Here is a 16,592-nt window from a genome sequence, read left to right on the forward strand (position 1 = left end):
GGGCCGCCCTCGTTCTCGTCCATTTCGAACACAGAAGGATCAGCTGACAGTCACTGAGAAAACGTCATTGGGCGCAGCCGGATTCTTCAGAGCCCCGCTCGCGTGTTCTCATGCGTTCGGTTGTCGGAGGCAATGGAACCGCTGTCGGCCTGCGCAGCCTGTTTGCTCGTCCGCAAGTCGAAGTGAGGCGCACCACTACAAGTGGTGCCTGTTGTCGGGGTCCGCCGTACAGATTGCCATAGGGGCAGGTCGGCCAGCACTGTCAAGAGGCGAGGAAGTGCATCTCCGCACCCGTTCGCCGTCAGTACTTGGTAGGTGCTCGCGCTGGCACCCGGTCAAGCGGGCCTCGCTCGTGTCAGCCACTGACGCTTCGCGCCTTTCGTGCAGCAAAATCATGTTCTGCCGGATTCGTCTAGAAGGATCATGCCTAAGACGGGCTGCACTGACGCCCGGAGCCGATACGACTGGAGCCTGGTCGAAATAGGTGCTCTGGCCCGTTTTGCAACTCCGTTGGCATCTCGAACGTCCCGTTTCGGGTTCTGGTCGATACGTGGACATCGGGCCTGATGTGCTTGATAAGGGGGGTTATCGGAAAAGCGCCCGCCTTAAAGACAAAGACGTTCTACGGTTGGTCCTGCTGGGATGCTAGTTCCCCCTGGGAAACGTCGCCACTCCAGCAACCGCGTCTTCCTCGACCGGTCTTACGCTCTGCAGACCGATGCGGTACATCCGAAGCGATCAACTCTCCCGGCCAACCAGCGGGGGCACTGTCTTTCGGCAGGACTCCAAGTCCAGGAACCTCAAGTGCTCACCCACCGGACGGCTACCAACCACCGAGTCTGCCGCAAGGCGACTCGCTAAAACTGATTAGGACCCCCGTGGCAACCGTACTTACTCTCTTTATTGCTGCTATCGCAGCTCTGATGGGCTACCTGGTCGCCCGTAGCCGCGCTGACAGCGATCGGGCGGAAATGAAGATCGCGCAAGAGCAGCAGCGTCATGCTCAGGAGCAGGTGGACGAGCTCCGCTCGGAACGAAACGAGGTTCGGGAGAAGCTCGCCGACCTCGAGCGCGCGTACACCACCGCGCTCACCGACCGCCGGTTCTTGGATGAACGACTCGGCAGCCTCGAGACGGAGCTGAAGACAGCCCGTGTCGACCAGCAGCGCAAGGAGGTCGAAACCGAGCACCTCAAGGTGGCTCTCACCACGGCACAGGACCGATCCGAGCAGGCTGAGCGCCAGCTCCACGAGACGCGACTGGAAAACACGAAGCTCGAAGCCACGGGGGCTCGGCTTCGTGAAGAGATTCAGGAGACCAAGGAACAGCTCAGCGAGCTGACCGCGCAGAAGCAGGGCCTGCAGGAGCAGGCCACGGCGCTGGAGGCGGTCCGCAAGGAGCTCGATCAGACCCGCGACGAGAACAACCGGCTCCTCGAGGAGTCACTCCGCGCCGCTACGGACGAGATGCTTGAGAAGTCCCAGGCGGAGCTGGTCACCAAGGCCGAGGCGACGCTGAGTGCGGTTAGTAAGCCCGTGCAGGAGCACTTGGCCCAGATGGACAAGCAGCTCAAGGAGTTCAGCACCACCCGCGTGGCAGCCGACGCAAAGCTGGACCAGCAGCTAACGACTTTGACGGAAGAGGGGGTCAGGACCCGTAAGGAGACCCGCAACCTGGTGGAGGCGCTCAAGAAGCCGCAGGTGCGCGGACAGTGGGGAGAGATGCACCTCCAGCGGGCCGCCGAGCTGGCCGGCATGGTTGAACACTGCGATTTCGATCTCCAAGTCCACGTCGCCGACATGGAGACCGCGCTCCGGCCTGACATGGTGGTCCATCTGTCCGGGGGCAAGCACGTCGTGGTGGATGCCAAGGTGCCGATGGCCGCGTTCATGGCGGCGATCGAGGCGGCAGATGAGGTCGAGGCGAAGAAGTATTGGGCTGACCATGCCAAGCACCTGCGCAAGCATGTGGACGCCCTTAGTAGCAAGGAGTACTTCCGTAAGGTCGCGGGCTCACCGGAGTTCGTGGTGTTGTTCGTGCCCAGCGACGCTTTTCTTCAGCCGGCACTTGACCATGACCCGTCTCTTCTGGAGTACGCGGCCTTCAAGCAGGTGCTGATCGCGACGCCGACGTCGCTGATCGCCATGCTTCGAACGATCGCGTTTGCTTGGACTCAGGCAGCGCTGCAGGACAACCTCAAGGAGGTCTACGAGCTTGGCCGGGAGCTGTATGAGCGGCTGTCGGTTATGGGCGGACACCTCAGCAGGCTCGGCGGCGCGCTGGACCGGTCGGTTAAGGCATACAACGAGACCGTGGGCTCCATGGAGGGCCGGGTCTTCGTCACCGCGCGTAAGTTCCAGACCCTCAAGGTCGTAGAGAGCCAGCTAGTCGAGATCCACGCCGCGGAGCAGTCCACGCGCCCCCTTGGCAGCCCTGAGCTGATCGAGTCGGCTATGGCAGAACGTGCAGTCAGGGCGCTCCCCGCACCCTCGGCCGGCCCTGCTTCCGATTCTGACTCGGCTGTTAGTTGATAACCAGGGTTATCAACCAATCCGGTGGCCCAAGGGTGGATCTTCCATCTACATTCTTGAGTGATTAAGGAGGGGAGGTGCCGATGTGGCGGTCTCGCACTCACCATTGATGTCCATGACGGAAATCGCCAGGCTCGCCAGGGTGGAGAGGCCGGTCGTCAGCACCTGGCGACGGCGCTACCCTGACTTTCCCGCCCCTGCCGCCACCGGCCACAGCAAGCCCCTTTTCAGAGGCGCCGAGGTGGTGCGATGGCTCGCAGACAAGAGCCTCGGAAACGCCTCCGGTGCCCAAATCCGTGAGGAGATGGCCCTCTACAGCATCGCGGCTTATGCCACTCAGTTCGGCCCGCGCAGGCTCGTTGAGATCGCAGGGAGTCTGCTCTGCCTGCGTCAGCTTGTCGAACGGCCACTCCTCACCGAGTCTGGCACCACGTCATGGTCGGAGCTGCTGCGCAGAGCCGAGCGCATGGACATCGAGGACGAGTTCGTGCTGCGCGAACTCCGAGGCGCGGATTCGTCCGCTCTGACGTTGGCACATCTGGCCGACAACCTCGTAGAGGCCGCCTACACCCCGGGCAATGCCTACGAGTGGCTGTTGGCTGCTCGTTCCCGAATCGGCCTCGACGAACTCGCCGCGTCCCTTCCCACTCCGGAACTGCTACGCCTGATCACTGAGGTCACCGACCTGCCCTCCCGCCTGAGGAAAAAGAGCCGTATCGCGATCGCGGACCCGTACGCCGAAGCGGGGGACCTCCTCATCGCTCTTATCAAGCAGACGGACCAGACCGATGGCATTGTGGCGTTCGCGGCCGAGCGGGTGGACTGGCTCGCCCGGCTTGCCCGGCGCCGGCTACTGCTGGCCGGCATCGTCGAGCACGCGCTCGACGTCCAGGTCGGCACCGACCTAGAGGAGGGGCTGGCCGACCCGGACCTCATTGTCACGCAGCTGCCTTATAGGCCCGGTGAAGTCCGGTCCGTATTGGCCACCCTGGCCGAGGTCGAGCGGGTAAGCGATCTCCTCGGCCCTGGGTGCACCGCCGTCGTCATCGGTCCCGCTGACGTGCTCGTTGATCAGCTCACCGGTACTGAAGAGGCGCAGCTTCGCTCGGCCCTGCTGCGCAGCGGCATCGTGGAGGCCATCGTCAATCTCTCCGGGGGCGTGATCCCTTACCGACCTGGCTACCGAGCAGCCCTGTGGGTCATGACGCGTGCTCCGATCAAGGCCGCGCGAGGTTATGTGCTGCTCTGCGACATCAGCGCCGAAACCCTCAGCGAACGTGTGCGTGCCCGGCTCGCCGAAGACATCCTGCTGTGGCGTGCCGAGGGATATCGGCGTTTCGACGGACACGACCCCCGCTACGGCCATGCCGTACCCATCGCGCAACTCGATGCGGAGTTCGGTGGAGCGCTCACCCCGCCCGGGCTGCCGCAGTCCCAGGTCCTGGCGCGTACGGTCACCGAACGCCCCGCGCTGATCGCCGAAGCTGAGGGGCGCCTGGATCGTGCCGCCCTCCTAGCTCAGCAATACGGCGAAACCCATGGTCGGGTGCGGGGTAACGTTGTACGCCGCATCGGCTCACTCGCGCCGCTCACCACTGTGGGCGCGCTCATCGCAGATGGCCGACTCTTGAAGGTCAAGGGGCACCGCATCGACCCACGGCATGTACAGCGGGAAGGCCACCACACCGTGCTCGGTCCCGAGGAGGTCACCGGCGCGAACCCCATCGGCAGTCGCAAGATCGACCGCATGGCGTTCGCAGCCACCTACGAGTACGCCGCTCTGACCGAGCCGGGCGACATTCTCTACACCACCTCACCCCGGTTCGCCCTGATGGTCGATCACGAGGGCTTTTCCGTAGTCGCCTTTCCCGCGCGGGCACTTCGCGTCGTCGCCGAAGCCGGAGGCCCACTCACTCCGCGAGTCCTGGCCGCGCTGGTCGCGGCGGCCAGGAACACCGATCGCAGGCCCGGTGCGGTCCGTGCGATCCGGATCGAGGACCTCACCATTCCCGACCTGGACCCGGCGGATGGCGAGCGCCTCGACGCCCTCCTCACCGACATCGATGTACGGCAGAGCCTGCTTCGCGCCCAGCAGAACGAACTCGCCGAGATTCACAACTTGACCGTCGCCGGCTTCGCCGACGGGACTTTGATCATCACTGAGCACTAGAGAAGAGGAAACGATGCCGCCACGCAAGCGCGCAGCCGCCGGGCAGGGTGAACTCCCCGGCATCTCCAGCACCAAGGAGATCCAGGACATCCTGTGGAAGGCCGCCGACAAGCTCCGCGGCTCCATGGACGCGGCTCAGTACAAGGAGTTCGTCCTCGGGCTGGTCTTCCTCAAGTACGTCTCGGACGCCTTCGCTGAGCGGCGCGCTGAACTCGCCGCTGACCCCGAGCTCGCGGAGATCCCCGAGCATCGCCGCGCCGCGTTTCTTGAAGAGAAGGACGAGTACACCGAGAAGAACGTCTTCTGGGTTCCCTCGACCGCCCGCTGGGATTACATCGCCGAAAAGGCCGCGAGCGCGGAAGGCGGCGTCGGCAAGCTCCTCGACGACGCGATGAGCGCCGTGATGAAGGAGAACCCGGCGCTCACCGGAGTTCTCCCGCTGATCTTCAACCGGGACAACGTCGACCAGCGGCGCCTAAAGGAACTCGTCGACCTGATCAGCGACGCTCGCTTCACCGGCCACGGCGACCGTCCCGCGCGAGACGTGCTAGGCGAGGTCTACGAGTATTTTTTGGAGAGGTTCGCCCGCGCTGAAGGCAAGCGTGCGGGGGAGTTCTACACGCCGGCGAGCGTGGTACGGCTGCTGGTGGAGATCCTTGAGCCGTACGAGGGGCGCGTGTACGACCCATGCTGCGGTTCGGGCGGCATGTTCGTCCAGGCCAGCAAGTTCGTCGTTGCTCACGCTGGACGAGACCACAGTGACGACATCGCCATCTATGGCCAGGAGGCTAACGAGCGCACCTGGCGGCTGGCGAAGATGAACCTCGCCATTCACGGCATCGACCCCAAGGGCATCGGCACGCGCTGGGCAGACACCTTTGCCGACGACAAACTGCCCGACCTCAAGGCCGACTTCATCATGGCCAACCCTCCATTCAACATGTCGGAGTGGTGGCGGAAGGAGAAGGACAAGCGCTGGGTGTACGGCGTGCCACCGCAGCAAAACGCCAACTACGCCTGGCTCCAGCACATCATCTCTAAGCTAGGCGAGCGCGGCACTGCGGGCGTGGTCCTCGCCAACGGCTCGATGGCCTCCAAGCAGAACGGGGAAGGCGAGATCCGTGCCGCGCTGGTCGAGGCCGATCTGGTCGCCTGCATGGTGGCCCTGCCTGGCAATCTCTTCCGCTCGACCGCGATTCCCGCCTGCTTGTGGTTCTTTGTCAAAGACAAGACTCCGCAGGGAGGCAAGGCACTTACCGACCGAAGGGGTGAAGTGCTCTTCATCGACGCGCGGAATATCGGCACCATGGTCGATCGCACCGAGCGAATCTTCACTGATGAAGACCTCGCCAAGGTCGCCGACACCTATCACGCCTGGCGCGGTACCAAGTCCGCCAAGGACAAGTGCATCAAGTACGAGGACGTGCCCGGATTCTGCTACTCCGCGGCCCTGGCAGAGATCCGCAAGCACGACTTCATTCTCACGCCTGGGCGCTACGTCGGCGCGGCAGAAGTCGAGGAGGATCCCGACGCCGAACCGGTGGAGGACCGCATCGCCCGGTTGACGAAGGACCTCTTCGAGTACTTCGACGAGTCCTCACGCCTGGATGCGGTAGTGCGCGAGCAGCTCGGGAGGATCAATGGCTAGTGAAACGCGAACCGGGGGGCGTGACGCTACTGCTGGGATTATACCAGGCCAGGGGGCGTTGAGCGTTGGCAACCCGCAGACGCCTACAGCTCCTGGGTTCAGGTGGGTCAAGCTATCGGACATCGCCCGGCTCGAAAGCGGTCACACACCGAGTCGCCGGAAACCCGAATATTGGGGTGGCAATATTGCCTGGATAGGAATACGTGATGCTACTGGAAATCACGGGAAAGTGATCACGTCGACATTCCAGTCGATTACGGAATCCGGATTGGCTAATTCCTCGGCAAGGCTGCTTCCAGCTGGAACGGTCTGCCTGTCGCGTACCGCCTCTGTTGGATACGTAGTCACGATGGGTATCCCGATGGCGACGAGTCAGGACTTTGTTAATTGGGTCTGTGGTCCCGAACTCTCGCCAGCGTACCTTCACTACGTATTCATGTCTGAACAGAAGTCGGTGCAGCGCTTTGCGCATGGAACTACTCATCAGACGGTCTACTACCCCGAGGCGAAGGCCTTCCATGTCTGTATGCCGGACCGGGCAGAACAGGATGCCATCGCAGCAATACTACGATCACTTGATGATAAGATCGCGGTCAACGACCGCATAGCTTCCACTTCCATTCTTTTGGCTACGAATACATTCGAGGCCATTGTGGCGGTTGATACAGTAAGGTTGGGTGATATCGCCGAAATATTCGATGGGCCGCACGCTACACCGTATAAGACGGAAGAAGGACCTTGGTTTCTGAGCATTAGTAGCCTCAGAGATGGTTTGCTCGATCTGAACGAGTCTGCGCATCTAGGTGAGGAAGACTTTCTGAGATGGACAAAGCGTATACAGCCCCACGCTGATGATGTTCTGTTCTCGTATGAGACGCGCTTGGGAGAGGCTGCACTAATGTTGCCTCAGATTCGCGCATGTCTTGGACGGCGCATGGGGTTGATTCGCTCGAAGGGGAGTCAGATCAGCGGAGCACTTTTGTTGCACGCCTATCTTAGTCGGGAGTTTCAAGCCGAGATTAAGAAGCGAGCGGTTCATGGCGCTACGGTAGATAGGATCCCGATTAAGGAACTTCCGCTATGGCCGATCAGACTTCCTCCTCGGGAGGATCGGCCCCGACTGTCGGCCATGCTCGATTCACTGCACGCTTGTATTGCCGAGCGTATGCATGAGAACCGTTCTCTGGTCGCGCTGCGCGACATCCTTCTTCCTGAGCTCATGTCTGGGAGGCTTCGCGTCCGGGACGCGGAGCGGATCGTCGAGGGCGCCGTATGACCACCAAGAGGAACGACGGCAAGATGACCGAGGCTGACTGGGAGCACCTGGCCTTGGACGAGCTCGCCGAGCTCTCTTGGGGTCCGAAGGCGGGCAAGGATGTCGCCCCCGGGTCTGGTGGCCGAGCGACGTGGGACGACCTGATCCTCCGGGACGAACTGAGGGCCGCGATCGAGCGGCTCAACCCCGAGCTGCCGCCGCCGGCCGTACGCGAGGCGATGACGATCGCGACGACTCCCAAGTCGCGGGAGGCACTTCCGGAGAACCGGCTTGCCCACGAGCACCTCACCTCCGGCATTCGACTCACCTACACCGATGAGTTCGGCGCGGAGATCACGCCGACTGTCCGCCTGGTCGATCTGCGTAACCCGAACGCGAACGCCTATCACGCGGTAAACCAAGTCACGGTGATCGACGGGGAGAAGGAGCGCCGCTTCGACGTCGTCCTTTACGTCAACGGCCTGCCGCTCGCAGTGATCGAGTTGAAGAGCGCCGCCGACGAGCATGCCACGCTCAAGGATGCCCACGCCCAGCTGCAGACGTACGCCGACGAGTTCCCAGTGGCGTTCCGCTACAACGTGCTCTGCCTGATCTCGGATGGGGTCACCGCTAAGTACGGCACGCCGTTCACCCCGTACGAGCACTTCGCCCCTTGGAACCTCAACGACGATGGCGATCGGGTAGACACGAACGCACCCGACCATGACGGTGTGGAGGCGTTGTTCCTCGCCCTGCATGGCCTGTTCGCCCTGTGCCGGTTCCTTCACCTTGCCGGCCACTTCGTCAACTTCACCCCGTCCGGCAAGCGCATCGCCAAGCCGCACCAATATCACGCGGTGACCAAGGCCGTCGAAGCCATCGTGGAGGCGTCCCGCAGCAACGGCCAGGCGGGGGTGGTCTGGCACACCCAGGGGTCAGGCAAGTCCGAGGAGATGGTGTGCACGGCGGCAATGGTTTCGCGTCAGCCCGCACTCAACAACCCGACGATCGTTGTCATCACTGATCGCAACGATCTCGACGACCAGCTCTTTGGCACCTTCCAGGACAGCCAAGGGCTTCTCGGACAAGAACCGATTCAGGTGCAAACCCGCGAGGAGCTCCGGGCCGAGCTGACCCGCCGCCGCACCGGAGGGATCATCTTCACCACGCTCCAGAAGTTCGGGCGTACGAAAGAGGAGCGAGAGTCCGGCGAGGATCACCCGCTGCTGTCTGACCGCCGCAACATCCTGGTTATGGTCGACGAGGCGCACCGCAGCCACTATGACAACCTGAATGGCTACGCCCGTCACTTGCGGGGCGCGCTGCCGTACGCGACGCTGATCGCCTTTACCGGGACGCCCGTCTCCACGGCCGAGGCCAACACCCGTGAGGTGTTCGGCCCATACATCGACATCTACGATCTCAAGCGGGCTGTAGACGACGGGGCTACCGTCCGCGTCTATCACGAGCCACGGCTCATTCCTGTCTCCCTGCCGCCAGGTGTGGACCCCGAAACGATTGACCAACAGGCCGACGCGCTGACTGCCGATTTGGACGACGCCGAGCGTCGCCGGGCTATGCAGTACGCCGCGCACATGACCAACGTGTACGGCGCGCCTGACCGGATCAGGACGCTCGCCGCGGACCTGGTCGCGCACTGGGAGCAGCGGTCGGAGCTGATGCGCCCACAGCTCGGCGGCCCAGGCAAGGCCATGGTTGTCTGTGTCAGCCGTGAGGTCTGCGTCCGGCTCTACGACGCGATCAAGGAAGTGCGGCCCCACTGGGTGGCCGAGGCCGTGGACAAGGGCAAGATGAAGATCGTTTTTCATAGCGACCCGTCCGACCCTGAACACTTGAAGGCTCATGCCCTCCGCCCGTCCCAGCACAAGGTCGTCCAGGCGCGAGCCAAAGACATCGACGACGAGCTTGAGCTGCTCGTCGTGCACTCGATGTTGCTCACTGGCTACGATGCCCCGCCGATCCACACCCTGTACATGGACCGCCCGATGCAGGGTGCGAGCCTGATGCAGGCACTGGCCCGGGTCAACCGCAGGTTCCGCGGCAAGCAGGAGGGGCTGCTCGTCGGATACGCGCCGCTCACTGACAACCTCAAGAACGCACTCGAGGAGTACAGCCCCAACGATCAGAACGACCAGACTCTAGGACGGGACATCGAGCGGGCCATCACAGAGGTCGGCAACGAGCACTCGATCATCTGCGGCTTGCTGTCAGGCATCGACTGGCGGCGATTTCTCGCGGATACCTCCGTCCCTCGTCCTCGCATAAGGGCCCTACGGATGGTAGCCAACTACCTTCGTGACCCCCGCACCCCTGGAAACAAGGTCGAGCCGGACCAGAAGAGCCTCTCAGGTCGGTTTAAGGAGCGCGCCACCAGGCTGGAGCGCTTCTATCGGCTGTGCGCGATGAGCCGTGACATCGCCGAACGATTCGACAACCTGGAGGCACTTCGGAGAGATGTCGCCTTCTTCGCCGAGGTACGTGCCTGGATCGTCAAGCTGGACGCCGCCGACCGTGAAGCCAGCGGAAAGCCGCTTGCGGCTGAGGTCAGCCTCTACCTGTCCCAACTGGCGGCCTCCGTTGTCGATGCCGCCGAGATCACCGACCTGTACGCCGAGGCGGGCATTGGGCACTTGGACATCACCCAGCTCAATGACGAGCACCTGCGCAGGATGCAGAACTCCGAGACTCCGCATCTGGCCGCCGAAGCGCTCCGCCGGCTGATTGAGCAGAAGATGCGTGAAGTGACCCGGCACAACATCATCCGTCGGGAGAGCTTCGCTGAGCGGCTCGAAGACCTGATGATCCGCTATATGCGGCAACAGCTCACCAGCGCCGAACTGATCGCCGAACTGGTCGCTATGGCCAAGGAAGTATCGGCAGACGCTCGGCGCGGTGAGCGTTTCGACCCGCCGCTCAATGTTGCTGAACTCGCCTTCTACGACGCGGTGGCCAGCCACGGAATCGCTAAGGCCGTCATGGGAGACGACACGCTCGCCGAGATTGCACGCGCCTTGGTGGCCGACATTCGGCAGAACCTGAGCGTCGACTGGCTGTCCCGCGAGCCCGTCCGTGCGAAGCTTCGCAGCCGTGTCCGGCGTCTGCTGGCCAGGTTCGACTACCCGCCCGAGGAGGAGCGAGAGGCCGTCGAACTCGTCATCAAGCAGATGGAGACCTTCGCCAACGAATGGGCCCCCGGGACACCATGACGGAGGGCGTTGCTGGCATATGCCGGACGGTGGCGGCCTTCGGGAGTGCACGCTGTCCCGGAAGATTGTCGGAGCCAACCCCTACACTCCTGGCCATCGTGATCCGGATGCCACGGTCCGCATCTTTTGCGGTAGGTACTGCAGCTCGAAGGGATGGCTATGCAGCTTGCCGACCACTTCAATGTACTTCTTAGGGACACCGTAAACCTGGGTCGGTTCAAGCTCGACCTACTCGACGATCGAGTGGGGGCCATCTACCGGGCGCTCAAGGCCGACGACAAGATCGGTTCCTTGGTGCTGGACAAGATCCCACAGGGCTCGTGGGCGCATCAAACAATCATCAGCCCCGTGGGTGACAACGAATTCGATGCCGACTTCCTGCTCCTCATGAAGGAGAAATCGGAATGGGCTAACGATCCCAAAACATATATCAACGAGGTCTACGCAGCCTTGCACCGGCACAGTATCTACAAGGACATGCCCCATATGCGAAAGTGCCGGTGCGTACGGCTGGTCTACAAGAACTCGATGCACGTTGACATCGTCCCGTATGTCCAACTCGGCGACGGTCGCGACGTCATCGTCAATCGGGACGCCAACATCTGGGAGAACACCAATCCAGAGGGGTTTACGTCTTGGATGCACACCCAGGACAACGTCGCTGACGGGAACCTCCGTAAGGTCATCCGCCTTTTCAAGTACCTTCGCGACCATAAGAACTCCTTCACCGGGACGCGATCCATCATCCTCACCACGCTGCTGGGAAATCGGGTCGACCCAATCAAGAAACTCACGGATCCCGGCTACTACGGCAACGTGCCGACCGCGCTCCTGCACATCATCAGCGACCTTGACGCATATCTACAGGCCAACGTTGCGAAGCCATCGGTTCCGGACCCCTCGGGGTCCGGGGTGACGTTCGATCACCGATGGGATCAGACAACGTACTCGTACTTTCGTGACCGCGTCCATGCGCACGCTGCGGATATCAAGGCCGCATACGTCGAGCCGAACAAGGAGACCAGTGTTCGGTTGTGGCGGGCTCTCTTCGGCGATGGCTTCAAAGCCCCGGAGAGCCAGTCAAACGGCTCGAAGTTTCCGACGGGTATAGGTGCCGCCACAACGACGGTGGGGCGGTCGGGACGCGCGGGGTGATCAGGCGCAAACCCAGGAGAGCAGAACTGACAGCCTGGCAGAAGCACGCCCTCTCCGACCTCCGCAGTATTTCAGTACAGCAACCGGACGATCTGCGTCTCATCGGAGAACTGATCCGGGACTCGGAGGGCAACGTCGGCATCATCCTGCAGTTGCAGACCAGTGAGCTTTCCTCGCGTGATACTGGCCTCCGACTCCAGAGACAAGAGCAATTTGTCCTCTGGATCCCACCGTCCCCCCTTCATCCCCCACGTGTCGAGGTCGAGCATCTACGCTTTGCCGGCTACCCGCATGTACTGCAAGGCTATCGGCTGTGCATCTACCTTGATCCTTCCCGTGAATGGGACCCGGTCGGTGGGGGCATCCGGTCGTGCCTCAACCGCCTGTGGTCCTGGCTCTCTGATGCAATAAGCGATCGGTTCGATGCCTCAACGGCTATGTATCACGCTGTGGGTGGTGTACTTCACTGGTCTCCGGGCACCCCGACTCTTGTCATTCGGGAGCCGGGGCCTTTCAAGAAGATGCAGGTTGGCTACCTGATTCCTCGGTCGGAATATCGACTTGATCTCACTTATGATCCGCGGCGGATCCAGAGCGGTATGCGCCTGCCGGTCATCACGGTGGAGACCGCTTTACCGTTTGGCGCTGGGGACACTCTTGCGGAGGTGCTCAAGCGTCTCGACGACCCGTTTCTTGGTAGCCCCGCTGGCTATACTCCTCGTCACATTCCTCAATCACCCGCCGTATTGACGGCCCTTGCAGCCAGTGCGGCCAAGAATCCCCGTGACATGCCGCAGTACCTCGTTCTCGCCGTTCCGCATCCGGCTGGTGGCCCACCCCACCTGTTGGGGGCCAGAATCCCTGCCTCGGCCGCAAACGTATTACGTCGGCTCGCGAAGCAACATGCTTCCATGATCAGAATCGACCCGGCTGCTGTGAGCCCAGACCTCCAGATCGAGTGGTGCCGAGTGTCAGACGAACGACCTGCAGTCACTACGCGCAGGGATGACAGCCGGCCCGTGAACAGCTTTCAGGGCAAGCGCGTGCATATCTGGGGGTGCGGAGGTATCGGCTCATGGATTGCTGAGTTCGTCACACGGGCCGGTGCTGCGCATATCACCCTGTGTGACCCGGGCGCCGTCACTGGCGGGCTTCTTGTACGGCAGAACTATGTTGAGACGGACGTGGGAAAGACAAAGGTTGCAGCTCTGGGGCAACGTCTGCGAGCGATCAGTGACGATGTAGTCATCGATGTTGCCGATGACACGCTGCCGATGCACGCGGATAAGGTCGTGATGAGTGTAGATGTCGTCATTGATGCGACTGTTAGTGTCGCCGTGGGCCAACGTTTGGAGCTCTTGGCGGCGCTCTCAGGCCGTACGGCGACTCTCGCCCAAGTCGCGACAGACACACGAACCGGCACGCTGGGAATCCTGACCGTCTCAGGTCCCGGATATGGTGAAGGACCGCTCAGCATAGACAAGCAGACTGGTGAATCAGTTCTCGCCAACCAGAATCTCGAGCTGTATCACGCACTATGGCGAAACGTGCTTGACGGGGACGAACTGGTGCCAACTCGCGGTTGCTCTGTCCCCACGTTTCACGGATCCTCGGCCGATCTTGCCGCCGTGGCCGCGACCTTGGTGACCTTTCTGGGCATGCACTTGTCTATTCCGGCCTCAGGCACGCACCTCATCGCCCTGCCCCATGCTGGTGGTGGCCCCCACCACCATTTCATCGCTCACACCACGTAGGTTCCGTGCGTGGTCGATCATCCGTTTGGCTAGTGAGATTCAGCTGATCTCCAGAGCGCAATGATAACCGGTAGGAGTCCGGTCATAGATCCTTAGCTTTGGATGTACTTGCCGATCGTGGACACGCCCCAGGCTCACGGCCGCCGACAGCGGTAGAGCAGGCATGACATGCAGGCACCGAATTTCCTTCGAGCTGGCCTCAATGTTGGAAAACAGTGATCGTACAGTGTTCTGGAAGTTGGCGAGAGAACCCCGATGGCGCATCACATCTGGGGCCGCGGCAGCATTGATCGGGCTAATCCTGTAGCGCCGCAGCTGGCCAAGACGGGCAGGTAGCTCTTCGGGCTGGATGGTTCCCGAGATGTTCAGGATGAGTACAGCCTCGTCAGTGGGCGGCTCATCGCGGTCAACATGGACATTGAAGGCGACCTTCGGCGCATCGTCGGACCACTTCCAGGTCTCGTCGTGACGATGACGCTGGTAAATGTCCGTCGGCACGGTGTCGTCGAGGTGAGCACCGAGGTAGACCAGCAAAGGCAGACGGGCGAAGCCGAACACACTCAGATGCGCGATCTGATCGCGGGCTAGGCCTCGGTTGAGCTGATGCTCGATCACGTCGTTGATGACGTCCGTGGCCATCCGGTAATAGTCCCGCCCTGCCGTCTCTTCACCAGGAACATCGCGAAGATCAATCTTTGCTTCGCCCAGTACATGGCGTAGGTCGATTTCGAGACCGTGCCGCGAGTAGGACTCCAGGAACAAGGGGAAGCGGTCGGCGGAGGCGATCACTGCAGCAGCAGCCGTCTGCCGGGTCAGCTCGACCTCCCGGCCCCTTACTCGGCCCACCATCCGGAGCACGGTGGTCGTATTATCGGCGGCGATCCCAGTGACGTGCCGGATCCTGTCCTCGTGGGCTTGCTTGATTCTTTGCAGCTTTTCGACAGTGAAAATATTGAGGGTCTCTCGCGCGTCGACCTCGTCGTGCTCGTCAGCACAGACCAGCATTAGATTATCCGCAGTGTCACGCTCTTCGAGGTCGTGCTCGCCTCGAGGCGATCCTGGGGTCTTCTGCTGGCCGACAATGTGGGCTAGTTCCCCCAACCGAATGGTCCGCTCGGTCATGCCTCCGTCCAACAGGTAGCGATTGCAAATGGCGCAGCGGCCACCACCGCGGACCCAGACCTCAAGGCGAACCTTCTCGGGAATGGACTTCCTCTTCCCATCAGCTGCCCCTGCACCGTTCACCCGTGCCATGCTCGCCTCTCTCCGCCTACGCCATTGGGCTGTTGGCCAGCGTAGGCCAGCGCCCGGTTGCTCGGTGGTTGCTCGGATGCCGTGGAACACGGCGGCAGGGGCTGGCACTGAGTGGCACTCAAATCGGGCGACGACCATACAGGTCGGCATCAATCGGCGCGGCGTGGCGGTGGCCGGCATGGGGTGACAGGGGGAACCGCTGACTCTTAATCAGCGGGTCCGGGGTTCGAGTCCCTGGCGGCGCACCAGCGAGAAAGCCCAGTTCAGTTCATCTGACCTGGGCTTTCTTTATTTGGTGGCCAACCCGGCGGCGAGGATGAGAGTCGCCTCCTCGGGCGAGGCGCCGGCGCTGTTGATCCTTTCGATGTCCACGAACCGCTGGGCGATCAGGTGGTGAAGCGCGTACAGGTCGTGGCTGCGCGCGACGGACGGTGACCGCCTCCTACCCCACGCCCACCGTGCGGGATGCGCCCCAGCACCGCCCGATCTGCCGTCCAGTCGGCAGATCGGGTGGCTTGCCCTACTTCCAGATGGCCTGACGGAGGATGGACGGCAGGCCCGGCGTCTTCCAGTGGTCGACGACGATGACCTTCTTGGACTTCATGTACCAGACCCGCTGGGTGTAGGAGAGTCCGGTGTCGCACGACACCGTGAACTGGTTGTAGCGCGCAGGCTTCCCGCCGAAGGACACGTTCCGGCTGCTGACCAGCTTGGCCTCGCCCTCCGTGTGCTTCTTGTCGGGCACGCACTCCATCACCCCGCTGCTGGGGTGGTAGAGCTGGCCGACCTGGTACGGGCCGCCCTCGTGGCCGTATTTCACCTCGTCAGGGCCGCCGAGGAGGAAACCCTTGCACTCGGTGGCCTGCTTGGAGCAGGCGCCGGTGATGACGCGCAGGCTGGAGCCCTCGGCCTTGGTCCGCCAGGTGCTCGGAACCTGAATGGAGAAACCCCGGAAGGACACCGTCTTGGCCGAAGCATGAGCGGGGAGGCCGGTAGTTATCAGAGATGCGCTGAGCGCGATAGCCATGATCACGGTCGGTGATCTTATGGGGCGCCTGTACGTGGGCGTCAATGACTTTCGAGTGTGGAGAAAACTACAGTCTTTCGCCAGAACTTATCCGGCGGTTGAAGCATCTAAAGTTCCCGTCGGGTGTGTCTACGAGGCGTACGCCGAGAACGGCACCTGGGTGGCCATCAAGGTTCTGCACGGCGACCAGGCGGCGCCGTCGAGGTTCGGAGACATGCCTTCGATATCGCTAACAGACATTCTCAATCTCACTCAGCGTGCCGTGCCCCGGCCTGGAAGATCACCGTAACTAACTGCAGCAGAATTTCTGGTGGGTGTCTGATGGTTCTTGTCGTTGAATACGACGAACGACGGTCCGGCCCGGCTGATCCGACAGGTCACCTCGATTGGGGAACGCGACCAATCGGGATTCCACGCAGCTGGTCCTAGCGTCAGATATGCCGGTGGTTGTTCGATGGTTGCTCGGATGCGGTGGGACACCGCGCCCGAACAGATCCCGAAAAATCAGGACCGCAGTAGCATGACCGCCATGCATCCGCCGGTGCCACCCACCCCCTGGAACCAGCCGCCC

9 protein-coding genes are annotated in these 16,592 nt (G+C 62.1%); 7 read left to right on the forward strand and 2 right to left on the reverse strand.

Annotated elements, in window-relative coordinates; translation table 11 throughout:
- Positions 1-923: 923 nt before the first annotated feature.
- From rmuC to IMZ11_RS40115, 7 genes are all read left to right on the forward strand, one after another.
- A complete protein-coding gene (gene rmuC, locus IMZ11_RS40085) occupies positions 924-2,531 on the forward strand; it encodes a DNA recombination protein RmuC (protein WP_228648377.1) in 1,608 nt (535 codons plus the stop codon).
- A 115-nt stretch (positions 2,532-2,646) separates the two neighbouring features.
- Entirely contained in the window at positions 2,647-4,701 is a 2,055-nt protein-coding gene (locus IMZ11_RS40090; RefSeq protein WP_228648380.1) for an N-6 DNA methylase, read from the forward strand.
- A 13-nt stretch (positions 4,702-4,714) separates the two neighbouring features.
- Positions 4,715-6,349, forward strand: coding sequence for a class I SAM-dependent DNA methyltransferase (locus IMZ11_RS40095; RefSeq protein ID WP_228648382.1), 1,635 nt, complete (start codon positions 4,715-4,717; stop codon positions 6,347-6,349).
- Positions 6,342-7,625: a restriction endonuclease subunit S gene (locus IMZ11_RS40100; RefSeq protein ID WP_228648384.1), complete on the forward strand. Its 1,284-nt coding sequence runs from the start codon at positions 6,342-6,344 to the stop codon at positions 7,623-7,625. Before IMZ11_RS40095 ends, IMZ11_RS40100 begins: the two co-directional genes overlap by 8 nt.
- Positions 7,622-10,831 carry a type I restriction endonuclease subunit R gene (locus IMZ11_RS40105; protein ID WP_228648386.1) on the forward strand — a complete coding sequence of 1,070 codons (3,210 nt, stop codon included), beginning with the start codon at positions 7,622-7,624 and terminating at the stop codon, positions 10,829-10,831. The genes IMZ11_RS40100 and IMZ11_RS40105 overlap by 4 nt, the downstream gene beginning before the upstream one ends.
- A gap of 159 nt (positions 10,832-10,990) precedes the next feature.
- Positions 10,991-11,986: a cyclic GMP-AMP synthase DncV-like nucleotidyltransferase gene (locus IMZ11_RS40110; RefSeq protein ID WP_228648388.1), complete on the forward strand. Its 996-nt coding sequence runs from the start codon at positions 10,991-10,993 to the stop codon at positions 11,984-11,986.
- Complete coding sequence (locus IMZ11_RS40115) at positions 11,983-13,740, forward strand: ThiF family adenylyltransferase (RefSeq protein ID WP_228648390.1); 1,758 nt, start codon at positions 11,983-11,985, stop codon at positions 13,738-13,740. The genes IMZ11_RS40110 and IMZ11_RS40115 overlap by 4 nt, the downstream gene beginning before the upstream one ends.
- A gap of 39 nt (positions 13,741-13,779) precedes the next feature.
- Here IMZ11_RS40115 and IMZ11_RS40120 read toward each other — a convergent pair whose 3' ends face one another.
- Positions 13,780-14,862: an SAVED domain-containing protein gene (locus IMZ11_RS40120; protein WP_228648392.1), complete on the reverse strand. Its 1,083-nt coding sequence runs from the start codon at positions 14,860-14,862 to the stop codon at positions 13,780-13,782.
- Between the two features lie 652 nt (positions 14,863-15,514).
- A complete protein-coding gene (locus IMZ11_RS40125; protein ID WP_228648394.1) occupies positions 15,515-16,027 on the reverse strand; it encodes a hypothetical protein in 513 nt (170 codons plus the stop codon).
- Between the last annotated feature and the right edge of the window lie 565 nt (positions 16,028-16,592).

The sequence above is a fragment of the Microtetraspora sp. AC03309 genome (assembly GCF_020826795.1).
Taxonomy (GTDB): Bacteria; Actinomycetota; Actinomycetes; order Streptosporangiales; family Streptosporangiaceae; genus Microtetraspora; species Microtetraspora glauca.

Excerpts from the sequence above, each read along its gene's own strand:
- IMZ11_RS40120 (WP_228648392.1), bottom strand. The coding sequence starts at position 14,862 with ATGACCGAGCGGACCATTCGGTTGGGGGAACTAGCCCACATTGTCGGC.
- IMZ11_RS40110 (WP_228648388.1), top strand. The coding sequence starts at position 10,991 with ATGCAGCTTGCCGACCACTTCAATGTACTTCTTAGGGACACCGTAAAC.
- IMZ11_RS40100 (WP_228648384.1), top strand. The coding sequence starts at position 6,342 with ATGGCTAGTGAAACGCGAACCGGGGGGCGTGACGCTACTGCTGGGATT.
- IMZ11_RS40090 (WP_228648380.1), top strand. The coding sequence starts at position 2,647 with ATGACGGAAATCGCCAGGCTCGCCAGGGTGGAGAGGCCGGTCGTCAGC.
- IMZ11_RS40105 (WP_228648386.1), top strand. The coding sequence starts at position 7,622 with ATGACCACCAAGAGGAACGACGGCAAGATGACCGAGGCTGACTGGGAG.
- rmuC (WP_228648377.1), top strand. The coding sequence starts at position 924 with ATGGGCTACCTGGTCGCCCGTAGCCGCGCTGACAGCGATCGGGCGGAA.
- IMZ11_RS40095 (WP_228648382.1), top strand. The coding sequence starts at position 4,715 with ATGCCGCCACGCAAGCGCGCAGCCGCCGGGCAGGGTGAACTCCCCGGC.